At 42.4% G+C, this 25,697-nt stretch carries 12 protein-coding genes; all 12 read left to right on the top strand.

Translation table 11 applies throughout. From position 1 onward, the window contains the following. Positions 1-188 precede the first annotated feature (188 nt). The 12 genes from AB5217_RS19190 to AB5217_RS19135 all read left to right on the top strand — a co-directional run bounded on the left by AB5217_RS19190 (position 189) and on the right by AB5217_RS19135 (position 25,693). A complete protein-coding gene (locus AB5217_RS19190) occupies positions 189-3,317 on the top strand; it encodes a SusC/RagA family TonB-linked outer membrane protein (protein WP_373131563.1) in 3,129 nt (1,042 codons plus the stop codon). A 13-nt stretch (positions 3,318-3,330) separates the two neighbouring features. Beyond that, on the top strand, positions 3,331-5,175 hold the full coding sequence (locus AB5217_RS19185) for a RagB/SusD family nutrient uptake outer membrane protein (protein WP_032844317.1): 1,845 nt from the start codon (positions 3,331-3,333) through the stop codon (positions 5,173-5,175). A gap of 11 nt (positions 5,176-5,186) precedes the next feature. Beyond that, on the top strand, positions 5,187-5,864 hold the full coding sequence (locus AB5217_RS19180; protein WP_032844308.1) for a DUF3823 domain-containing protein: 678 nt from the start codon (positions 5,187-5,189) through the stop codon (positions 5,862-5,864). Between the two features lie 144 nt (positions 5,865-6,008). Beyond that, positions 6,009-7,088 (top strand): family 43 glycosylhydrolase, encoded by a 1,080-nt coding sequence (locus tag AB5217_RS19175; protein ID WP_234115613.1) that lies wholly within the window; start codon positions 6,009-6,011, stop codon positions 7,086-7,088. 89 nt (positions 7,089-7,177) lie between these two features. Then, positions 7,178-8,764 carry a glycoside hydrolase family 30 protein gene (locus AB5217_RS19170; protein ID WP_032844309.1) on the top strand — a complete coding sequence of 529 codons (1,587 nt, stop codon included), beginning with the start codon at positions 7,178-7,180 and terminating at the stop codon, positions 8,762-8,764. A 221-nt stretch (positions 8,765-8,985) separates the two neighbouring features. Next, positions 8,986-13,053 carry a two-component regulator propeller domain-containing protein gene (locus tag AB5217_RS19165; RefSeq protein WP_050486522.1) on the top strand — a complete coding sequence of 1,356 codons (4,068 nt, stop codon included), beginning with the start codon at positions 8,986-8,988 and terminating at the stop codon, positions 13,051-13,053. A 156-nt stretch (positions 13,054-13,209) separates the two neighbouring features. Beyond that, the gene (locus AB5217_RS19160; RefSeq protein ID WP_032844312.1) at positions 13,210-16,410 is read left to right on the top strand and encodes a SusC/RagA family TonB-linked outer membrane protein; all 3,201 of its coding nucleotides are present in this window, start codon (positions 13,210-13,212) and stop codon (positions 16,408-16,410) included. A gap of 12 nt (positions 16,411-16,422) precedes the next feature. After that, positions 16,423-17,952, top strand: coding sequence for a RagB/SusD family nutrient uptake outer membrane protein (locus AB5217_RS19155; RefSeq protein WP_004302645.1), 1,530 nt, complete (start codon positions 16,423-16,425; stop codon positions 17,950-17,952). Positions 17,953-17,980: 28 nt separating this feature from the next. Further along, positions 17,981-19,030 carry a formylglycine-generating enzyme family protein gene (locus AB5217_RS19150; RefSeq protein WP_229115765.1) on the top strand — a complete coding sequence of 350 codons (1,050 nt, stop codon included), beginning with the start codon at positions 17,981-17,983 and terminating at the stop codon, positions 19,028-19,030. 39 nt (positions 19,031-19,069) lie between these two features. Then, the gene (locus AB5217_RS19145; RefSeq protein WP_004302643.1) at positions 19,070-20,242 is read left to right on the top strand and encodes a glycoside hydrolase family 105 protein; all 1,173 of its coding nucleotides are present in this window, start codon (positions 19,070-19,072) and stop codon (positions 20,240-20,242) included. A 12-nt stretch (positions 20,243-20,254) separates the two neighbouring features. Continuing rightward, on the top strand, positions 20,255-24,364 hold the full coding sequence (locus AB5217_RS19140) for a hypothetical protein (protein ID WP_032854860.1): 4,110 nt from the start codon (positions 20,255-20,257) through the stop codon (positions 24,362-24,364). 60 nt (positions 24,365-24,424) lie between these two features. Next, positions 24,425-25,693, top strand: a complete 1,269-nt coding sequence (locus AB5217_RS19135) for a DUF4861 domain-containing protein (protein WP_032844314.1) — start codon at positions 24,425-24,427, stop codon at positions 25,691-25,693. Positions 25,694-25,697 lie beyond the last annotated feature (4 nt).

The following is a 25,697-nucleotide window of genomic DNA, read 5'->3' as shown; positions in this document are numbered from 1 at the left end:
CAAAGGCTGTTTTTATATTTATCTCAAAAATAGAAATAATTATTGTATTTGTGGTATATAAATCATTCATTGCACGATTTGTGTAGGCTGCATGAATGATTATTAATCTAATTTTAGTTATTGTTTGGATATATTTGTATGCGTTTGAAAAAATGAGATTAGTTAAAACTTTAAAATCTGAGATTATGATGTATCGAAAATTTTTGTTAACCAGCGTTTTGCTATTCATTTCTATGGTGGCATTTGCACAAAGTCGAATCACGGGGTATGTCACGGATCCCCAAGGTGAGCCCATTATAGGGGCAAATGTTGTGATAAAAGGTACTACTATCGGTACTATTACAGACATTGATGGTAAATTCTCACTCTCAACCGAGAATAAGAGTTGTATATTAAAGGTTTCTTTCTTGGGCTATAAAACTAAAGAGGTAGCGGCTAATGGACAATCGGAACTTAAGATTCGTTTAATAGAAGACTCTCAAGCTTTAGAGGAAGTAATTGTTGTCGGATATGGTACGCAATCTAAGCGTAATGTTACGGGAGCAATTAGTAGTGTTAAATCTGAATCGCTATCTCGTTCTGCTTCGACATCCACAGCCGGTGCTTTATCTGGAAAGATACAAGGTGTGTCTACTAGAGCAATGGACGCGCGTCCAGGCAAGGGTATCAACATAGAGGTACGTAATATGGGAAACCCTTTATTTGTTATTGACGGTATTCCTTATGGTGGACAAACCGGTTCGGATTGGGTGCAGAGTTCGAACGTATCCGGTAATGATGTTTTTAATTCTTTGAATCTGGAAGATATTGAGAGTATTTCAATATTGAAAGACGCTTCCGCCTCTATTTATGGTCTCCGTGCGTCAAATGGCGTAGTCTTGGTCACTACTAAAAAAGGAAATAAGGGAGAAAAGAATAAGGTAAATGTGAATGGATATTATGGATGGCAGAATTTAACCCGTTTCCCGAAAATGGCTAATGCCGGGCAGTATGTCAGAGGTCTGGTAGAATCAGAACAGAATAATGGACGTGATCCGAGTGCTTTATACACTCGTGAGGAACTGGACAAATGGATGGCAGGAACGGAACCGGGCTATAAAAGTTATGATTATTATGATATTGTCATGAGAAAAAATGTACCTCAATGGCATATTAACGCTAATGTTACAGGAGGAACTGATAAAACAAATCACTATATTTCCGTATCCCAGACAAGTCAGGATGCTTTAATGAAAGACTTCTCTTACAAGAGAACTAATATTCAAGCCAATGTAGAGACCAAGATTTTAAAGAATCTGACTATAGGCACACAGATTAGCGGCAAATATGAGAAAAGTGAAGATGTAGGACTTCCCGGAGGTGACGGTTATTTCTCTGCCATTCTGGGGATGTTTAAAATGTGGCCTACAGAGAGTCCTTATGCCAATGATAATCCTAAATATATTAATCATACACATGAAATCCCTTATAATCCTGCGCTTTACCGGAGGGATATTGCTGGTTATAAAGATAACCTGACACGTAATGCTAATATTAATGCGTATGCCCAGTATGATTTTAGCTTTGGATTAACGGCGAAAGCAACATTTTCTTACAATTATACGAATAGTAAATTTGATGGTTTCCAGTATTCGTATGATGCATATACTTATAATAAGACTACAGATGAGTATAAAAGAACGGGGGGGACAGATTCTCGTTGGAGATATCAGACCGAAAGAGATGTGGCAGCAAGGTATATGCAGTTACAGCTAAATTATGCTAAACAGTTAGGTGAACATTATATTTCGGCTGTTGTTGCTTATGAAGCTTCAGATTATGAGAAGGACTATCAGTCGCAGGGAACTAGTCCGACTAACAATTACTTGCCGTTACTACAGAAAAGTTTGTTGAATGATTTTAATGATGATTGGTCATACGAGGCTAGGGCCGGATGGATTGGTCGTATTAATTACAATTATCAGAATAAATATTTGGTGGAGTTGCTGGGGCGTTATGACGGATCTTATCTTTATGCGGCAGGTAAAAGATGGGGCTTCTTTCCCGGTGCTTCAATTGGGTGGCGAATTTCAGAAGAACCATTCTTCAAAAATTTGAAGGGTGTGGTTAATGATTTGAAGATTAGAGCTTCTATTGGTCAAACCGGTAGTGAATCCGGTGTATCTATGTTCGGTTATATGGACGGATACAATTGGAATCAAGGGAGTGCGGTGTTGGATGGGGAGCTTGTAACAGGTCTCAATCAAAGAGGATTGCCTATACGTAATCTTTCATGGGTGAAGAATACAAGTGCAAATATCGGTATTGATATTGCTTTGTTTGATAATAGATTGACTGCGACATTCGACGCTTTCAAGAAGAGTATCAGTGGTATACCTGCCGGTCGCTATGATGTAAAACTTCCCAGTGAAGTAGGTTATTCGTTACCGAACGAGAATCTAAATAAAGATGCTTATGTCGGTGCGGAAGGTATTGTTACTTGGAGTGATAAAATTGGGGAACTGAACTATACGGTTAGTGCAAATGCCACTTATTCAAGATATAAGATGGTATCACGTTATAAACCACGTTATGGAAATTCATGGGATCAATATCGTAACTCCTCAGAAGATCGATGGGGTGGAGTTTGGTGGGGATACCAAGTGATTGGGCGTTTCCAGAGTGAAGATGAAATTAAAAATTATCCGGTAGATATAGACGGAGACCGTAATCGTACATTGCTTCCCGGAGATTTCATTTATAAAGATGTGAATGGTGACGGCCGGATAACGGATTTGGACGAGCGTCCGATCGGATATCCTCAAGGATGGTCTCCAATGTTGTCGTTTGGCGGGACAATCGGTCTTGAATGGAAGGGTATTGATTTGAACATCGATTTTGCGGGTGGTGCCATGCAGGGATGGTATCAGGATTATGAATTGAGAAATCCGTATCATGGAAACGGAAATTCTCCGGAATATCTGTTGGAAGACAGATGGCATAGGGCAGATCCGTATGATCCGAATAGTGAGTGGATTCCCGGGTATTATCCGGCTATCCGTAAAGGGACAACTGCTTCTAATAATAGGAATAGTGATTTCTGGCTTCATAATGTACGTTATTTGCGCATAAAGAATCTGGAGTTGGGGTATAGTTTGCCGAAGAGCATTATAGGAAAGATAAAAGCGGAGAAAATACGTATTTATGCCAACTGCTCCAATTTATGTTCATTCGACAATGTGCATCAATTTGGAATTGACCCGGAGATTTCGGCGAATGCCGCTGTTGTTTATCCACAGCAGAGAACTTTCCTTATAGGCTTTAATGTTACATATTAAATTGATACGAATTATGAAAGCAAGATATATCAAGTTATTTTTATTAGGAGTCATTTGTGGCTCCTCATTGACAAGCTGTGGCGACAGTTGGTTTGAAAGAGAACCGAAAACGATACTTACCGATGGGCAGGTATGGAATGATCCTAAGTTAGTATTATCGCAGTTGGCTAATATTTATAACAGGTTACCGCAAATGCATGGCGATTTTAATACGGGTGGTATGACGGAGATTGACGATGCTATGTATACGGGTACAATGGACCAGAACTATAGAAATGAGCTTCAATATGGAAGTGATTATGGCAGATACTGGGATTATGGTTTGATTCGTGATATCAATATGTCTATTGAGAAGATTGCTAAATTCAGTACGGAACTGGAGGAATCTCAGAAGACTTTATTTACCGCAGAGTTCAGATTTTTAAGAGCGTATGTTTATTTCGAGATGGTGAAACGTATGGGCGGTGTTCCTTTAATCACTAATGTTCTGGAATATGATTTTAGTGGTGATCCGACCTATTTGCAAACGCCTCGTGCTAAAGAGCATGAGATATATGATTTCATTTACAATGAGATACAGCAGATTAAGGATCAACTTGCGGGGAATAATGAAAGTCAGACAAGAGCGAATACATATACGGCTTATGCCTTGCAGAGTCGCGCGATGTTATATGCGGCATCTATTGCAAAATATAATAACTTAATGTCTGTTCCTATTGCAACAGAAGGGGGAGAAGTTGGCATACCGGCTAGTATGGCCGATGCCTATTACCAGAAATCTCTTGATGCTTCGGAAGAAATCATCAAGCATGGTCCTTATGAGCTGTATAATAAGGATTCGGACAAGGGAAAGAACTTTTATGATATGTTGATGGTAAAAGACGGTAATAAGGAAATTATTTTTGCCAAAGACTATATCGCTTCTTTAAAAGTCCATCGTTTTGCTTATGATAACATTGTAAGGCATTTGACGGAAGATAACGAAAGTTCTTCAACAATTTCCCCTTCATTGGGCTTGGTGGAAAGTTTCGATTATTTGGATGGTTCAAAAGGAACATTAAAGTATAAGGATCAAAACAACAACTATATTGTATACGATAAAGCTTCTGATATTTTTAAAGGAAAAGATGCACGGTTATATGGTACTGTGGTTTATCCGGGTACTACTTTCAGAGGGACTCCTGTGGAAATTCAAGCAGGAGTCGCTATATGGAGAGACGGTCATTATGAATTAAGTGTGAATCCTCAATTGGGGAGCAACTATGATGATGGAGGAGTTTGGACAGGATTGGATGGCCCGAAAGATAACACTCCTGACGTAAGTAACACAGGCTTTTATATCCGTAAGTTCGTAAGTGAAGGGGCGGGAGCCAGTGCGCGTGGTGTGTCTGCGGATAACTGGTGGCCGTGGTTCCGCCTGGGTGAGATTTATCTGAATGCGGCGGAAGCGGCTTTAGAATTGAAAAAAGCAAATCCGGAGTTCTATGTTAATGAATTGCGTGAACGTGCAGGTTTCCCGGAAAATAGCATTAGTACATTGACTATGGAGATACTACGTAAAGAACGCAGGGTAGAGCTGGCTTTCGAGGATCATCGTTACTTTGATCTCAAAAGATGGAGACTTGCGGATCAAGTATGGAATGGGATTGAAAGTGATGACACAATGGTTCGCGGTCTTTACCCTTATCGGGTTGTCAGACCGGGACATGAGGATAATGGTAAATTTATCTTTGAGAAAATGAATCCTACCCGCTTCAAGAAGGCCAGGTATTTTCAAATGAAAAACTATTATGCTTCAATCGCGCAGGATGTATTGGATAATAATCCTAAAATAGTAAAGAATCCGTTCCATAATTAAATATCAGAACAATGAAAAATAGATTATCTTTAATAATAGTATGTTGTCTTTTGATGCTTTCAGGATGCTCGTACGACAATTATGATGAACCGACTTCTGTTCTATCAGGCAGAGTGGTGTATAATGGACAGGCTTTGCCCGTAAAAACAGATGGTACAGGTTTTATTCTTTGGCAGGATGGGTATGCGAATAAGTCAGGTATTACACTTAACATTGCATACGATGGAACTTTTTCTGCCACATTGTTTGACGGGGAGTATAAGCTGACGCGTCGTGCCGGTGGTCCCTGGGTAGACCAGCCTGCGGATACGGTGTATATTACAGTGAGAGGAAATACGGTGGTAGATGTACCGGTCACTCCTTATTTTACGATAAGGGATGCGTCCTTTCAGTATTACGACGGTAAGGTGAAAGCTACATTTAAAGTTGATAAAGTCGTGGAATCTGCCAATGTGAGTAGGCTTACTCTTTGTCTTGGTAAATCAATACTGACAGATTACAATAAGAAGGAAGCTAACAAGACTCTTAGTAATCCGGTGATATCTTTTGGGGAGGAGATGACCTTGGAGGCGGATCTTGGAAGCTTGGCGGGCGAGGAGTATGTATTCGCTCGGGTAGGGGTACGTGCCGCACAGTCTTCTAACAGTGAGTTCGTTTATTCACTTCCCGTGAAAGTGATGATTAGATAACTCATATAAAGAAGCATAAATGATAAGAGAAAGCATCTCGAAAAAAGTAGATACTTTCTCTTATGTTTTCTATATCTCTCATTGGGAGATATCCTTATCCTGATGAAGTTTACGAATTACAAAAATATGATAATGAGAAAAATCATGAAACAAGCCATATTGATGATTAGCTTAGTGATGATAGTCGCGGTGTTACCGATTTTCTCTCGACAAAATATCGTTCGGGAGAAATCTGTTACCCGTGATGAACTGTTGCATTTTACAGCTGAATGGGGCAAGCCGGAAGAACTCGGAGAACTGCCGAACAATCCCGTCTTGCCGGGTTTTCATGCCGATCCTGAAATCTTGTATTCTAATAAGACAAAGAAGTACTACATTTATTCTACCACAGACGGTCAGCCTGGATGGGGCGGCTGGTATTTTACTGTTTTTTCGTCCGTCGACTTGAAGAACTGGAAGGATGAAGGAGTCATGCTGGATGTAAAATCAGACCAAGTGCCTTGGGCGGATGGTAATGCGTGGGCACCATGTATAGAGGAAAAGTTAGTAGGAGATCAACATAAATATTTCTTTTATTACAGTGGAAATCCTAAAACAGGAGGAGGAAAACAGATCGGAGTGGCTACAAGTGATTCGCCTGCAGGACCGTTTGTCGACTTGGGACATCCTATCATAACAGATTCACCTACAGGACACGGGCAACAGATTGATGTGGATGTATTCACCGATTCGGCTTCGGGGAAGTCATATTTGTATTGGGGAAACGGTTATATGGCAGGTGCAGAGCTCAATGATGATATGATTTCAATTAAGAAAGAGACTATCACGGTGATGACTCCCGAAGGAGGAACGCTACAGGATTATGCGTATCGTGAGGCTGCTTATGTGTTTTATCGTAACGGGCTTTACTATTTCATGTGGTCGGTAGACGATACCGGCTCTCCTAATTATCATGTAGCTTATGGCACTTCGACATCACCTTTGGGACCGATCAAAGTAGCTAAGACCCCTGTCGTATTGATCCAAAACCCGGAAAAGGAAATATATGGCCCTGCTCATAATTCCATCTTGCAAGTTCCCGGTACTGATAAGTGGTATATTGTTTATCATCGCATTAATAAGAATTATCTGAAGAGTGATCCCGGTGTTCATCGTGAAGTATGCATAGATCGTATGGAATTTAATGAAGATGGGAGCATTAAACAAGTAATACCCACCCGTTAGTTGTATCTTTTCGGATTTCAATGGATTGTTTGGATGTTTTTAGGGTTGTATTGTGTGATTTGAATAATTAAAGATTTTAGAAGAATAGTATGAAAGGTAAAAAGATTTTAGCCGCTTTAGGCTTCTTCTCAATAGCCGGTGTGGCAGGTGGATGTTCCCAACCTGCCCCCGAAATACGTTATCAGATAGAAACAGACCACCCCTGTCAGACGATGGCATACTTCAGTGCTTCCGATGCCTGGAGTATGCAATTCATCGGGCTTTGGCCGCAGGAGAAACAAAACCAAATAGCCGACTGGCTGTTCAGCACGGAGAATAACGCCAACGGACAGCCGAAAGGTATCGGCTTATCACTTTGGCGTTTTAACGTTGGAGCAGGTAGTACGGAACAAGGAGAGAACAGTCAGATTGCTTCCCCCTGGATGCGTGCCGAGTGTTTCCTGAATCCCGACGGAACATACGACTGGAACAAGCAACAAGGTCAACGCAACTTTCTGAAATTGGCCAAAGAACGGGGAGTCAACAAATTTCTGGCTTTTCTGAATTCGCCTCCCGTATATTATACGCAGAACGGATTGGCAACAAACACCGGACGTGGAGGGACAGCGAACCTGAAACCGGATTGTTATGAAAAGTACGCTCGTTTTCTGGCAGATGTAGTACAAGGCGTAGAAGAACATGATGGCATCAAGTTCAACTATATCTGTCCTTTCAATGAACCGGATGGACACTGGAACTGGGTCGGTCCGAAGCAGGAAGGCTGTCCGGCAACAAACAGGGAAGTGGCCCGCACGGTTCGTCTGTTAAGCAAAGAGTTTGTAGACCGGGACATGGATACACAGATTTTGGTTAATGAGTCTTCCGATTATCGTTGTATGTTCCGTACCCACGAAACGGACTGGCAACGGGGGTATCAGATTCAGGCTTTCTTCTGTCCGGATAGTGTGGACACATATTTGGGAGATACTCCGAATGTTCCCCGTTTGATGCTCGGTCATAGCTATTGGACAACAACTCCGTTAAGCGAATTGCGTAATATTCGCTGTCAACTGCGGGACACATTAGATAAGCATCAAGTTGGTTTCTGGCAGACGGAGACTTGCATCATGGGTAATGATGAAGAAATCGGTGGTGGAAATGGTTTCGATCATACGATGAAGACAGCGCTCTATGTGGCACGTATCATTCATCACGATATTGTGTATGCCAGAGCTGAAAGCTGGCAGTGGTGGCGTGCTATTGGCGGCGATTATAAAGATGGATTGATTCGCGAATATACTACGGACAATAATTTCTTAGATGGCAGAGTAGAAGACTCCAAACTGATGTGGGCTTTAGGTAATTATAGTCGTTTTATCCGTCCGGGAGCAGTCCGATTGTCCGTTTCGGCTTTCGATCAAACAGGCGCTCTGATTCCTGATGGCGACACCGATCAGCAAGGATTGATGTGTTCTGCTTATAAAAACGTGGACGGAACGTATGTGATGGTAGTGATTAACTATGCTAATGAAGAAAAAGAGTTTTCTATTGATAAAGAAAAAGTAGGGAATGCACAATGGCAGGTTTATCGTACTTCGGATAAAGAAGGGGAGAATTTGCTACCGGTAGAAAAAGTGAAAAGTGGAAAGACTATTCAGATTCCGGCACGTTCTATTATAACGCTTCAGAGTTACTAATAAAACAACTTTATTTTCTTTATTTTTTTGAGGAGAATAATACATCTATGTGCCCGTCTATTGCTGTAAAAGTAATAGGCGGGCATAGTGTATAAGAAGAGGTCTTTCATAGACAATAGAGGAATTTTTTGGTCTCTATATCCTTTCTTCGGGTTACAGGGGTTAAAGCTGAAAATGCCATATATCAGTTTAGTTAAAACCCTCATGCGGACTATTATTTTATGAAAAGACATATTATCTTTGCCTGCATATATGAATATGTCTGTACCATGGTGATGAAAAAGTTTACGTTCTTGTTGATTACATTGTTCAGTAGTACCCTGATTCTTTTAGCCGATAACCCCTACCGTTCGTATACTGTAGCAGACGGACTGTCCAACAGTACGGTAAAAGCTATCTATCAGGACGAGATGGGATATATATGGTTAGGGACAAAGGACGGGTTGAATCGTTTGGATGGTTATGAAATTAAAAATTTCTTTTATGAATCCGATGAGACCGTCAGACAATCCAATGATATTGTCAGTATCACAGGAGACAGGCAAGGCAGAATGTGGATTGGAACTTTTAATGGAATTACACTTTTCGATCCCTTTGAGGAGAAATATATAGATTTAGCCACTTTATATAAAGGTTGCGAATTGCCTCGTGGGGTGGTGGTTGGTCTGTCGATAGCATCAGACGGAGCAGTATGGGTGGTTACCAAAATGGGGGTATATATCCTTCGGAATGGAAAATGTACTTGTTTGGAAGCGTTAAGAGGACTTTATATAAACAGTATGGCACCCAGTGCAGATAATTCTCTTCTCTTGAATGTAGCAAACAAAGGTATCCTTAGACTGGATACACGAACTTCCCGTTTCTCGTATATTCTGAAAGGCCCGGATTATCCGGCATTTCTGAAAATCTTTCAGGACGAAAAAGAACGTACCTGGTTGGCCTCTTCTCTGGATAATTTACAACTTTATAATCCGGTTACCAGTACAGCAACAAAAATTGAAGTGAATTTCCCGGCTGATATGAGTGTATGGAAAGGACAGGTGCATGATATAAAGGTGTATAACGATTCTCTTTTACTATTAGCTACAGATAATGGGTTAGCTGTGATGAATGAACATACACATGTTATTAGCCGGACATTTGAAGAATGTATTCCTTCCGGACTGCTTGCTAACCGTCGTTTGATGAGTCTTTACAAAGACAAACAGGGATCGTTATGGTTGGGGACCTTCAATGAAGGTGCTCTGTTTTATAATGCCAGACAATATCTATTCCGTTATCATCCGCTGACTTTGAATATAAATCAGCCGATACGGGTGACCGGAAAACTGATAGAGGCGCAGGGGAAATTATGGATCGGACATAATAGAGGGATATGTACTTTAAACCTGGCTAACGGTAAAGTGGAGGAAGTCCGGTTACCAATAGGAAAAGTAGGAGCTAGTGAAGATGAAGTATACTATATGTTTCAGAATAATGAGAATGAGATACTTTTCTATGTACTCAATAAAGGAGTATACTCGCTGAATCTTCGAGATCTTTCTATTAGTAAGGAAATGATGGATATGTTCCCCCCGGATGCACAGATACGGGCTATGGCGAAAGATGTACAGGGAAATATCTGGATTGCAGAGGATGAACTGTCTTGCTACAATCCCAAGACAAAAAAACTTAGCCGTTCTTTTTCGACAAATCAAGATGGAAACACGCGTTTTATGCTGACACAGGACTTGTTAGCGTATGGCTCCAGTATGTTGGTAGGCGGGCGTACGAGTGGAGTATGGAGTTTTCCTTATCATCCCAATAATGCAGCCCATTACTTTAAAGGCAACCAACTTGATTTTGATGAACTGAAAAATAAAAATGTGAGTCTGCTTTATTTGGATAGCCAGCACTACCTTTGGGTGGGAACATATAATATGGGGGTATATCGTTGCCATTTGGAGAGAGGAACTATCGACCATTTCGGCATAGAACAAGGGCTTATACACAATTCTGTCTGCGGTGTACTCGAAGATAAAGAAACCGGAGATTTTTGGATATCTACTGTGATCGGACTTTCCAAACTGTCAATGAAAGATTCCAGAATTGTCAATTATACCAAAGATACGGGGTTCCCTTTGAATGAGGTTTCCCGGAATACTCTGTTACAGGTAGAGGATGGGAGGATTTATGTAGGTGGCAACAATGGTATAGCAGAGTTTGCTCCCCAGGAAATTATCGCCGGTCAAGAGAGACTATTACCTGTAGTACATGTATCTTCCGTAAATAGTCTCGACTCCGACGAAGGAGCCGACCGGGTACAATACGATAATACACGCAGTCTGGAACATGTGGAATTATCCTATAAGAATGCCGCCGTACTCATCAAGTATTCCCCTTTGGATTATATCTTTCCGAAAGGATATAAATATGCTTACCGGATGGAGGGACTTGACCAGAATTGGAATTATATTGAACGTAATGAAGTCATTTATTCGCATTTGCCAGCCGGGGAATATACCTTTTATATAAAAGCATGTAACAGCGATGGCATTTGGGGGGATGCGACAGGTATCGATGTCGTGGTTCATCCTCCTGTCTGGCTCACCGGATGGGCTAAAGTGATCTATGTGCTTCTGGCACTGATGCTGGTGGGAGGCGTGCTGTATTATTTCTACAAGCGGAAATCGGATAAATATCAGCGGAGGATAGAAGAAATAGAAAAAGAGAATATTGAACGTAATTATCGGATGAAGATAGAACTTTTCACCAACTTCTCACATGAATTACGTACTCCGCTGACTTTGATTACCGGCCCGGCGGAAGATATTTTGCAGGATGAGACGCTGCCTCATAAATTCCTTTTCCCGATGAAGCAGATTTATAAAAATTCGAATCGCCTGCTTTTGCTTGTCAACCAACTAATGGATTTCCGAAAGTTAGAGTATGGAGCTATGACATTAAAGTTGAGTCGTGTCAATATAGGGACTTTCCTTACCAGCCAGATTGATAGTTTCTCGGATTTATTACATAAGAAGGAGCTGACAATCGGATATGACAATGATTATTATGGGGATAATCTTTGGATGGATACAGACCTGATGGAAAAAGTTATTTTCAATCTGTTATCGAATGCTGTGAAACACTCTCCCAAAGGCACGCAGATAAAAGTTCGTTCAGTGGAGAAAGCTGGCAGTGTTGTGATTTCGGTGAAAGATTGTGGGGAAGGAATCTCGGAGGAGAATTTGTCGAAGATATTCGATCCGTTTTTCCAGGTAGAGCAAGGTAGCAAGTCAGATCTGTTTGGTAGTGGCATCGGGTTGAATATGGTGCAATATGTAGTGAGACTGCATAAAGGGAAAATATCAGTGGAAAGCACACCCGGACATGGAGCCGAGTTTTTGGTGGAATTGAACTTGGGAAAAGAGTGTTTTGCCGGGGCGAATGTAGAGTTTGTTGAAAATCGTGAAGATACCTATCTGGAAAAAGTAAGGAGGGAGTGTATTGCTCCTATCGAAGAAGAGAAACCGGCTTCAGTAGAAGATGACAACCGTTATCGTGTACTTGTTGTAGAAGATGATGACGATATGCGCCAGTATATTGTGTCTTTGCTATCCCAACAGTATATTGTGTACGAAGCTTCCAATGGAAAGGAAGGATTGAAAGAAGCGGTTGAACAGATTCCCGATTTGATAGTCAGTGACGTGATGATGCCGGTTATGGATGGGCTTGAATTATGTAAGGCAATTAAAGAAGAGATGATTACGGCCCATATACCTGTTGTCTTGTTGACAGCAAAGGCCTTGAATGAGCATATTGAAGAGGGCTATAGTGTGATGGCAGATGATTATGTATTAAAGCCATTTGCTCCGAAAGTATTATTGGCAAAACTGGATAGTCTCATCAAAAATCGGAATCGTCTTCGCCGGATTTTCTGTGAAAAGCTGGATGCTATTGAAGTTCCCGTAGCTGAACTTAGTGCTCAGGATAGTTTCATGCAACAACTGATGGAGCTAATCCGTGAAAGAGTACATGATCCTAACTTGTCCGTTAACGATCTGCATGAAGAATTGGGCATGAGCCGTTCGCAGTTCTTCCGGAAAATAAAGGCTGTTTCCGATGTATCACCTAATAAACTTATTTTGAATGTCCGCATGAAGCTGGCTGCCGAGAAATTGGCCACAGGTAAATATACTGTTTCTGAAGTAGCTTATGATGTCGGATATTCTGACCCTTCTTATTTTAGTAAAGTTTTTAAATCTACGTATAACATCGCACCTGCCAATTACCTGAAGCAACGGATGTAAAATCGTGTTTCTCTGGTAAAAATGTCCCAGACGAAGTGTTCTGGGCTTATTTTACAGGTCTTTGATACTATTTTCCAAGTCGAGCGGGTGAACATTCTCTATGTTTGCACCGCTAAGGAATAGTAAATGATTTATTAACCTTGTAAAATTTAGTTTATGAACGACAAAGAAAATCAAGAAAAGAGTTCTTATGAAAAACTAAGGTTTCTGGCGACTCTTTTTGTGTTATGCTTGAGCACGATGGCTTGGGCGCAGATGAAAGTCACCGGAACAGTGGTCGATATGATGGGGGAACCCATTATTGGCGCCAATGTGGTGGAAAGTGGGAATAAAACTGTAGGTACAATTACCGACCTCGATGGTAAGTTTACCCTGAATGTAAGTAAAGAAGCAACGTTGGTCATTACTTATGTAGGTTTTACAGAGAAAAGAGTAAAAGTGAACGGCAGGTCACAGCTTACCATTAAACTGGAAGAAGATTCTAAAACGTTGGATGAAGTGATCGTGGTAGGATACGGTTCAGTGAAAAAGTCGAATCTGACTACTTCAGTTGCTAAAATTTCCTCCGATGCGATTGATGGACGCCCCATTACCAGCCTAAGTGACGCACTTTCCGGCCAGTTGGCAGGTGTACAGACACAGACATCAAGTGGTATTCCGGGTGAAGAGATGCAGATTCTCGTCAGAGGAGCAAGCTCCATTAATGGTTCCTCTTCTCCGCTAATTGTGGTGGACGGTGTAATTACAGAATCCATGAGTGATGTAAATCCGTCAGATGTAGCTTCTATTCAGGTATTGAAGGATGCTGCCGCTACCTCTATTTATGGAGCCAGAGGTTCGGCGGGAGTTGTGCTGATTGAAACCAAGCAGGCAAGTGGGTCTAAACCGGTGATTACCTGGGAATCCTACATTGGTACACAAAATGCGGTGGGATTACCCGAAATGATGACAGCAAAAGAATGGCTGGCATATAATATATGGTATACCAATGCCAAGTATTTGAATAAAGGAGGAACGAATAGTATGTATGTTCCTAATAAGAAAAGATCCTCCGGCGATCAGATCAACGAACAATGGTTGGTGAATCCTAATTCAGATGTAGCCGACTGGACGTTTAGAAATGACATTCCGACTACCGACTGGATTGATCAGATTATGCAAAATGCCCTGACTCATAATCACCAGGTATCTGTTTCCAGTAAAGGAAAGAAATATTCTATCTATCTTTCTGCCGGTTATTTGAATCAGGAAGGTATTGTTAAAAATACAGGTTTCGAACGTTTCAACTTCCGTTTGAATGCTTCGGTAGATCTGAATAGATATATCAAGGCTGGCGCTACGTTTGCCCCTACTATTTCTCACCAGGATAAAGGAGAGTCTGAAGGAAAGGATAAACAGATAATGAATGCATTGCTCATGCCTCCTATCATTGGCTTGGATGAAAATACCCGTGAATATGGATTCAATGCAAGCTACCGTAATAACGTGAACCCTTACGAAAGATTGATGTCAGTAGTAGATAAGAGGGAAAAGAAAACCTTCAATACCTCTTTGTGGGCGGAGGCAAAAATCATAAAAGGATTGACTTTCAAAACATTGTTCAGCTATAACTCGGACATGAGAATTGATGAGTACTTCCTTCCGGCAAATGTACAGCCCAATAATGGCTCGACTACGCAAGGAACTACCTCTACTCTTAGCATAAGCCGTACCGGTATTCAGAATACGTTGACTTATAACACAACACTGAATAAGAAGCATGCTTTAGAGATTCTGTTGGGGCAAAGTATTGACGAACGTAATGAATTCAGGACAAGTTTGGGAGCAATGGACTATCCGCTGGAAAGTGTACCGACTCTCAATATGGGTGCTACCCCTACGGAAGCCAGCAGTTCAAGAACCATTGTTCGTACTTCATCGCTTTTCGGACGTGTGAACTATAATTATGCAGATAAATATCTGGCTTCAGCATCAGTGCGCCGTGATGGTTCTTCTCGTTTCGGTCCGGGAAATCGTTGGGCTGTTTTCCCGTCCGTATCAGCCGGATGGAAGATCAGTGGTGAGGAATTTATGAAAGATATCAAAGTTATCAACCTGTTGAAACTACGTGCTTCCTGGGGTATGTCCGGTAACGACCGTATTGGTACTGCCGATTATATTCCTAATTATGATGTGACTAACACCGTGTATGGAGGAACTTCACAAGTGGGTGTGTATGCAAAGAATATAGCCAATGACAAACTTAAATGGGAGACAACCAAAGCATTTGATATTGGTTTTGACCTCTCTTTATTCAATAATCGTGTACAGTTGAATGTAGACTATTATATAAATAAGACAGATGATTTGCTTTATTCTACGAAGTTGCCTGCTGCGACCGGTTTCAGTACAGTAAAAACCAATCTTGCATCTATTGAAAACAAAGGATGGGAGATAGACCTGACGACAGTCAATGTACATACTAAAGCATTTAAATGGTCAAGCTCGCTCAATCTGGCAACCAATAAGAATAAGGTGCTTGATATGGGAGGAAATGATAATGTAATTACAGAAGCCTATGATGCTCGTTTTATCACAAAGGTGGGAGGTCCGATTTCACAATTCTATGTTTACCGTACGGATGGTTTGTTAACAAACGACGACTTTGAACTTGGTCCTGATGGTAAGTATGACAAATCCCGTCCTCGTGTTCCTGTCCTGACCAACCAGATTCCCGGAAATGTGAAATATGTAGATATGGACGGTAATGGGGAAATCAATTCCGACGATATGGTTCCTTATGGATCGAATGATCCGGATCTGACATACGGATTCACCAATCGTTTCTCTTATAAGAACTTGGAATTAAGTGTATTCCTTCGTGGACAAATCGGTGGTAAGGTGCTTTATCTGGCTGGTCGTAGTTTGGATACGGGACGTGGAAATTACAATGGATTGAAAAGATGGCTACATGCTTATAAAGAAGAATATGCCGGAGGAAATCCGATACCGACAAGTCTGGGAGTAGACATGTCCTGGGATGGTAAGACTCCATTACCTTACGGACTTGGCAACAACTCTCCTCTTAATAAGGACGGTCAAATGCACATGACAGACATGGCTATTTATAATGCTTCTTTCTTGCGGATACAGAACATCAGCCTGACTTATAAATTGCCTAAGAAATGGTTGAGAAAATCTCATATTCAGGCAGCTAAAGTCTATGTGACGGCAGAAAACCTGTATACGTTTACAGATTATATCGGTAATCCGGATGTAAATAGCTATTCGCCCGATAATCCGATGGTGCGTGGTGCGGATTATACCACTTATCCGCAGTCGAGAAAGTATATATTCGGAGTTAACTTAACATTTTAATCTATTGCCATTATGAAATCATTTTATAAATTAATAGTAAGTATAAGTTGTCTGTTCGCACTATCTTCCTGTGAAGGATATCTGGATGTGGAGCAACCCTCTATTTATACTGACCAGAACTATTATAAAACGCCGCAGGATTTTGAAACGGCGATTAATGGTTGTTATGCACAATTGCAGACTATCTATAATAAGAATTATATGGAAGCAATTGTCACTCGTGCCGACGAGGTTCGTAACTCTACCCCGATAGGACGTTTCATGGATACCCCGATGGAGAGCAAATGGTCAAAGCCCTGGTCGGCTTGGTGGACACTGGTGTTTCGTTGCAATCAATTATTAAGCAGGATAGATGCAGTGGTTTTTACCGATGAAGATCGTAAAGCATATATTACCGGAGAGGCTTATGCATTGCGCGGACTGGCTTATCTTCAGTTTGCCTGGTGTTGGGGTGGTGCTCCGTTGATTACTAAGGAAATTTCTCGTGAAGAAGTGTATAAGGTAGCACGTTCCAGTCAGGAGGATACTTACAAACAGGCGATTTCTGATTTTGAAGATGCGTTTAACAGGCTGCCTGACAGTTGGGCAAGCAGTGAGGCAGGACGGGTGACGAAATATGCTGCTGCCGGTATGCTGGGACGTACTTATATGTATATGCATAATTACACGAAGGCGGCAGAATATTTGGGAAAAGTCATTGAACAGGAAGGCACTCTTTATGAACTGGCTGGTAAATATGAAGATTGTTTCAGTGACGAATATAATAATGGTAAAGAACGGGTTTGGGAAGTTCAATATCTGGGTGGTACTACTGGTAAGGCTTTGGGATTAAGTCAAAGTTTTAGTGGTTGGTTCATTCCTTCTACGCTGAATAAAGAGAAAGGGGACTATGCTAAGTTGAACGGCATTACGTTCAATGGTGCTTCCAGCTCCATCCGTGCTTCCATGTCCATTGCGGGCGACGGAGTGTATGAAACAGGAGATAAGAGAAGAGACTTGACAATAGTCAATAACCTGTATCTTGACAAGAGCGCTCCGCAGGCCGATGTATATGTGGTGCGGAAGTTCTTAAGAGCCACTAAGAATGCGCCGACGGCAGTTGACGAATGGGGAAATAATATTCCTATCCTGCGTTATACGGATGTTAAGTTGATGTATGCGGAAGCACTGAACGAATTGGATTATGCTACTTATCTATCTACCGATATATTGCCAATTATCAATGACGTAAGAAAGAGAGCAGGTCTGTCTGCTAAATTGTCAAGTGATTTTGCCGATAAACAAGCGGTATTAGACTATCTCGTTAAAGAGCGTTTTGTAGAATTCTCTTTCGAAGGAATCCGCTGGCCGGACTTGATTCGTTGGGATTTAGCAGAAGAGGCGATGGCAACACACTTTGCCCTGGTAGACGAAGGTTATAATGAAACGACCGAACAGCCTACGTATGCAATGAAGTCATATAATAAATTGGCGCCTATTCCTCTGTCGGATATATTAGCTTATGGAAATAAGGATATTATGTGGCAGAATGATGGTTATTAATCGTTGGTTAACACAAAAAAAGAAAGCTATGATGATAAAAACATTGAGATATATGATGTTGGGTGCTGTGCTGGTTATGGCAGGGACCTCTTGCAGTGATAATGATGAATATGACAATCCTTCACGTCCGGTAGAGCCGGGTGATTCCTACTTCAGTTCGGAACCGGTTGAAGAAGGTCCTTCCCTCTTTGATGCCGCAACCATAAATACCAGTAAGATTCCCCGGGTCACTTCGAACAAGAATACTGGCCTGGATGGATACTATCCGTTAGATCCGGGAGATACATGGGCGTCGGTTATTCGTCCGGAACGTGTGAAGTTTTTTGAGAAATTCCTGAAAGAAGATATGATATTTGTCAATGGGGGTACGTTCCTGATGGGAGCTACGGCAGAACAGGGAGAAGGTGTGCATATTGACGAACTTCCGGTACATAAAGTAACTGTGAGCGATTTCTATATTTGCAGGTTTGAGGTAACACAGGAAATGTATTCATACGTAATGGGTAAATGGGAGAATTTCTCATGGAAAGATCTTGCTACTACCCGGTTGCCGATGGATAATCGTCTTTTCTCTGAAATGCAGACATTCTGTAATAAATTGAATGAGATAACAGGATTACATTTTACCTTACCTACGGAGGCGCAATGGGAGTTTGCGGCTCGTGGAGGCAGGAAAAGAACTTCAACGGTTTATGCCGGAAGTAATAATTTTGATGAAGTGGGCTACAATCTTTCCAATTGTTACCGTTTGCCGGAAGGACAGACTGGTATGCAGTTCTGGCCGGAAGAAGTAGGAAAAAAATTACCAAACGAATTAGGACTTTATGATATGTCCGGCAATGTAGCGGAAGTCTGCCTCGACTGGTACGACGAATATAGTGGTGAAGATCAGGTAGATCCGGTAGGTCCGGACGCATTGCCGTCGGATGTGCCTCAAAAACGGATCTGTCGTGGTGGAGGATGGAATACAAATACGAGTGCTTGCCGGGTTTCTGCCCGTGCTGCCTTTCCCGTAGATAAACGTAATAAGTTGATTGGTTTCAGGTTAGTACATCCTAAATTGGAGAATGTACAATAAGTGTTTGTTTTAAGGTATTGAATATTAATAGGTAAAGTAATGAAGAAGTATGGTATAATAGGGATCGTGTTTGTCGGGGTAGCGGTGATTTGTGCTTTCACATTTAGAGGGCATAAAGAGGCTGACTATTTGTTGACGGATTTTCCGGCAGAAGCTGATCCGGTGACGGTTGGAAACAAGATAGCCGATCGTTTTCTGGAGCAATGGCATTCGCAGTATGGCAGTCCGCTACGTGTAGACGAACCGCGTACACAAATCACTTATCCGGATGTATGCACTTGGTTGGGTGGATTGTGGTTCGCGCAGGCAACAAAAAACAGAGGCTTGGAGGAACGCTTGGAAGCGCGCTTCCAACCTCTCTTCACGACAGAGGCTTATCTGCAACCGCAAGCCAATCATGTGGATAATAATGTGTTTGGTGCTGTTCCTCTGGAATTATATATGCAGACTAAAGATGAAAAGTATCTGGCAATGGGTATGAAATATGCAGATACACAGTGGGATGCACCTGCAACGCAAGAACTAACCGAAGAAGAAAAAGCATGGGCCGACAAAGGATATTCCTGGCAAACCCGTTTGTGGATGGATGATATGTTTATGATAACAGCCGTTCAGGCGCAAGCCTACCGGGTTACGCAGGATATGAAATATATTACCCGTGCTGCCCGTGAAATGGTAGTGTATCTGGACTCCCTCCAGTTGGACAACGGTTTGTTCTATCATGCTCCTTCTGCTCCTTATTGTTGGGGAAGAGCCAACGGCTGGATGGCTGTGGGTATGGCAGAATTGTTACGTATCTTGCCGGAAACGAATCCGGATTATGCGGAAATAATGGCTGCTTATCTGAAAATGATGAAAACGCTGAAAGAGACACAGAATGAAAAAGGAATGTGGAGACAGCTGGTAGACGATCCGGAGTTGTGGGAAGAAACATCAGGAAGTGCAATGTTTACGTATGCCATGATTGTAGGAGTAAAAAAAGGTTGGCTGGATGCGAAAGAGTATGGCGAAGTTGCCCGCAAAGGATGGATTGCTTTATGTAGCTATATTGATAAAGCGGGTGATGTGAAGGCGGTATGCGAAGGCACGATGATAAAAAACAGTCGTGAGCACTATATCAATCGTTTGGCATTGACAGGTGATCTTCACGGACAGGCACCCGTACTTTGGTGTGCTTATGCTCTGGTGACAGATTTTAAAACAAATAAGTAAACAAAAAAATCCATGAAAACACGTATCATATTCTTTTTCCTGATAATAGTTGCTTCGTGCATACAGGCACAGGTCCGTATGGTCGCCGGGCAACCAGTCTTGTTCGAAAAACAGGATGTGATTGACCTTGCTACATATAACTGGCCACGTACATTGATAAGTTATGTAGTGGTATTTGATGGAGGAGTAAAAGAAGAAATGCTATCGTTAACGGATAAGAGCCAAGGCGTACCTGTTCCTTTTCAGTTATCGGAGAAAGTGGTAAAAAACGGATTCTTGCAACGCGCCAGAGTCAGTTTCTTTGCCGCATTGCCACAGGGGGGGAAATATGCGTATGAACTGGTCGCAACCGGGCGGAAGCCGGTTACTGTCGACAACCCTTTAGCAGTGGTATCAGAAGACGGACAGTTTTCAATAGGTAATAAAGATATGACTGTGTACATTCCCGCATCACAGTCTGTAAAAGCCGGAAAAGCTCCGGCTCCGGTGTTGTCTGTGCAGAAAGGCGACCGGAAGATAGGGAATAATAGGTTGTATGCCCACCGTAAGAATGTAGAACGGATTGAAACGCTTCCGGTGGAGGTCGGTGAACTGTTTGTGAAATATCAGGTGAAGTACTATCTGGCAGGAAACGCTACGTATACTGCATGGATAAAGGTGGTACAAGGATATCCGTTTGTCATATTGGAAGAAGAGATGAACGGGTTATCAAAAGAAGACCGGGTATATCTGGATATGTGTTGGGACAATTTTGCTCCGGTCAAACGCTTCGGTACACAATGGGACCGCGTGTTCGACAAGGCTTCACAATGGATAGGTATTGATACGCCTGTACATACCAGCTATTCTCAGGAAGACCCGCACTGGACAGGAATGGGATGGATCGAAGACCCTTCTAAAGAGATGATCTTCCGCATTTCCCCGTTTGGTGGAAATTCGGTCAGGGAACAGCCTCCTGTCATGTCTTTTTGGGAAGAGGGAAAGAATGCGGATGAATTGGGCGTCTTTGTTTACGATCATCAAAAGTGGGATGACCGGCAGTATGGTATCTGGCAGCCTACTCCTGATTTGAGTATTTATTTCCGGTATGATGATAACAAACTATACTTTAAATATCCGCTTGTCGATGGAAGCCGCTCTACGGCAATCGCCTTTTTCTCCGAAGAACAGGGACGGAAAGCAGTGGCCGGTTTTAATAAACGTATCGATGAGATAGCCAAAGCCGGAGGCGCGCATAAATCAGAGTTTTTGTCGTATCGGTATACACAGATGCTTCATCAGCAATATGCTTCTTTAAGCCTGGATAGGATAAAAGATTGGGAACTTGAATATGCTAATGACAAAAAACAACCGGAGAACCTGTTTACAAAGGATCATACCGGACAGACAGCGGAAAGTTTCTATCAGAATATGATTTCGTCCGCTTTTGCTTATTATCCGATGGGACTGAATTTTTATCCGGGGATTCATTCGATAGAACATCGTCCGGTATATTCCAAGTTGGTAGAAGGATACTTGTTTCATGCCCGGAGTTTGACGGAAAAGCAACGGAAAACAGTGAACGCTTTGTTTATTCTCGGTGGCTACGTGAATATGCTTGAAGAGATGAATGCCATCCGGAATTCATTGGCAGGTACCGCTAATATGGCCGCTGATGGTTGGTGTGTCCCGATGCAGACAGCCTATTTGTTTCCAGAGCATCCGATGGCAAAAGAATGGGGGGACTTTTTCGAGAAATGTCTGGAGATATACGGAGTGTTTTATACACGTCCCGAAGTAAGGACTTTCGAAGGTAAAGGCGGACGTTGGGTAGAAAGCCTGGGTGTTTATAATTGGGCTTATCTTCGTCCGACAGGGCATTCCAACATTGCAGGTGAATTATATGACGGGAAAAACCGTTTTGCCAGTTCGTATATGGCGGAGAGGGGAAAATGGCTGGTGGATATGCTGACCGCTCCCGTGTATAATTATAGAAATGTGGAAGGAGCACAGCCGGGCTATCCGGAAGGATGGAGGCCGGGAGATGCCTTGGATGAAAAATCTTTCACCCGTCAATATCCCGCTCATGGTGCGCATGGTGGGGGAACAACCGTAGATCGTCCCAGTTCATTGTTCGAATTGGGTGAATGGTTGTTTAATTATGATCCGATAGTAGCAGAGAATATATTCTGGGCAGGAACATTTGGCAAAGAGTTAGAGCATAAACTGAAAGACTCTGACTGGGCTGAAGTGTATAAGCGAATTCATACAGTAGATAACCGGGGTACAAATCCTCATCTGAAAAGCTGTAAATACGTGGGACACGGCATTGTGCTTCGTGCGGGAGTCGATACGCCGGAAGAATTATCCATTCATTTGGAGCAGGTGGACAAGGGACCCAATTATCGTTGGGGAAATCAGGCACAGGGAAATTCCGGTGGTATTTACTTTTATGCGCAGGGACAGATTTTTACAGGGCATGAGAATGAGAATGCCGGAGATCACATCACCAATAATCTGGATGGTGTCACTAACTTCGGTGTCATGAAGAACGGGGAATTCCGTACCATCGGCATGAATGAGTTGACTGCTCCCTTGTATGACTTGGGTGTTGCACAGTTTGCGGAGTTACTGCCTGCCACCGGAAAAGATTTATATAGTTGGCCTGAATATCAGTCGCGTAGCATTTTGCTGGTAGGTACGGACTACTATTTGATTTTTGATGAAACAGGAACTAATTGGAGAGCGGCACATCGTTTTTCCTGGTTCACCGGGAAAGGATTTGAATATCCCCAAATTACTTTCCTATCTAAAAAAGCACGTGATGACCATTGGACTGTGGCAGAAACTGCTACTTCCAGAGGCTTCTATCGGGATGCGTTTGGTTCGCTGCTTACGTTGGTTTCGCATAAAAAGGGAGAAGTGGTTCCGTTGCGTGGAAAATTGAAAAATATTCCTTTATTGGGAACTGAAGAGGTAGCTGATTTTATTCCGGCAAAGGAAGGGGCTTATCCTGAAGGAGTCATCGGTATTCGTGCTCCCCAAAGTGAGGATTTGGTATTTCGTGCAGGAAAAACCTTGGAATATCTTACGGAACAGGAAGATTTTGAAGGCAAAGCAGGAGTCATTCGACGGATGAAAGACGGCAGTCTGCAGTTGGCTTTGATTCGAGGTACTAAGATTGCTGCAGACGGGTTAGGTCTGTCGATGGAAGCCGGGGATGAGGCAGCGATTGCTTTGACTCGTGCCGTTGACGAAACTTTATTCGGTACGTTTAAGGCTCTGAAAGTAACAAAGGTCACTCTTACCGGAGTGACGCCCAAAGGGACTTTTTATATAGATGGAGTGGCTCAACCTGTCCGTGTGAAAGCCGGTCAGGCAGTGCTAACCCTTCCGGCGGGACAACATAGTCTGGAATACACAGCCGGAAAAGCAATGCCATTGCCTGCTGAAATCACAGATGTGGAATATGAGAAGAATCATTTCTTGATTTACTGGCAGAATCCGAACCGGTTGAAGAGCGTCCGGCTGGAAGTTTCTGTGGATGGTGGAAAACATTGGGAAACAGTGACGACAACTCTTCATTCTCCTTATAAGCTGTCTAAAGATGGATATAAAGATAAAATACATATCCGTGCTGTTGCTATGAATGGCAAAAGAGCAGCTTCATCCGCCAAGGAATATCCGGTTTATGTTACCGGTGAGGCTCCTCATTATCCGGAAGGAATCTGGATGAAACTGGATGATAACCAGGTGGAAATATCATGGGGAAAAGTGCTCGGAGTACAGAAATACCGTTTGTATCGGAGGGTAAAGGGGGAACAGGAATTTCGTCTGATATATGAAGGCAAAGCAAATTGTTTTGTTGATAAGACAGCAGCAGGAGTTTGTAAGGCATTTGCAATGCCCGGTTCATTGGATAACCGCTTGCAGGACAGGCACGGTTTGATGGTGTATGAATATGCAGTGGCCTCTGTCAACGGAAATGGCGAAGGAGCCTTGTCGCCTGTTGAAAATACAGATCCCGCTTCGTGGAAGAATTGGTATCCGGCTGTTACATTGAAGTTCAAACGTCAATCAGCTTTCTGGATGCCTCCATATATGTCTGCGAATATGTCGCCGGAGAAGTATTATCCTGATTAATAACGTGCCGGTTTATGTCCGGTTAAAATGCCCGGTAGGGTCTAAAATAACAGAAATAAAATGAGAATAATATATTTTTTATGGGCGTTGGTGTTCGTTCTTTCTTCTTGCAAGGAGAAGCCCGCTACCTCTATTGTGTTGAAGAATCCTATAAATGAAGAGCGTGTGGATGAAAGCTTCAGACTTTCGCGTATGGAGTTGAGGGCAGTTGGAGACGAATTACTTCCTGTGGTGAAGAAAGCGGATGGAACATATATTCCTTGTCAGGTGGACGATATGGATCAGGATGGTTTATGGGATGAGCTGGCTTTTGTATATACCTTGGGCGGTCATGAAACGGTAGAGCTGTTGCTGGACTGGATGTCGGCTGCCGATTATCCGGTTTTTGAACGACGTACCAATATCCGCTATGGGAAGATGACTTCTCCGGGACAGGTGGAAGAATTATCCTCCGATACGCATGGAAAGCAGAATCTGCCCCGTTCGGTCAATTATCCTTATCAGATGGATGGACCGGCATGGGAGAATGACAAAGTGGGATTCCGCCATTATTTTGACGGTAGGAACTGTCGCGATTTATTTGGTAAGAGAGTTTCTGAAATGGTACTTGATACGGTAGGTCTCCGTGCAGATGGATATCCTGACAATACCTATCAGGTGTTGAGAGAATGGGGATGTGATATTTTAAGTGTGGCGAATTCTTTCGGACTGGGAGGAATTGCTATCCAGTTGCAGGATACGCTGTTGCGGATGGGAGTGGAGCAAAAAGATACAGTGGACATCATTGATTCTTCTCATTTTGAGGTGATAGCGGAAGGACCTGTACGTTCCGTCTTCCGGTTGGATTTTACGAGATGGGATGTGTTGGGAACAAAAGTCGATGTTCATGAAACGGTCACTATCTGGGCAGGTAAAAACGGATATGAGGAAGAAATACGTACTTCGCCGCTTCCGGAGAATGCGGTATTGGTAACAGGACTTGTTGCCAATAACAATACGAAGGAATTTGTAGAGAAGCAGTATGCAGGAAAATGGGTTTCCATGATTACACATGATAAACAGACGGTGAATAAGGATTACGAATTGGGTATGGCATTGCTAATCCCTAAGGATCAATTAGTGGAAACGTTCCATGCACCCGATGAAGGAAACGGAATTCTTAAAACATGGTGTGCCAAACTGAAACCGGGTAATAATGGATATCGTTATCAGGTGTATGCCGGCTGGGAACTAGGAGTGGATGATTTCTCTAAACGTGAGGAATTTATTCGTCTGGTCGATACGTATGCCGATTATTTAAATCATCCTGTTAGTATACATATTAATTAACCTG

This window comes from Bacteroides sp. MSSM.1001136sp1_RTP21357st2_D2_RTP21359_211015 (genome assembly GCF_040913205.1).
Taxonomy (GTDB): domain Bacteria; phylum Bacteroidota; class Bacteroidia; order Bacteroidales; family Bacteroidaceae; genus Bacteroides; species Bacteroides ovatus.
The sequence above is the reverse complement of the archived record's forward strand: the minus strand, read 5'-3'. Positions and strand labels throughout refer to the sequence as shown.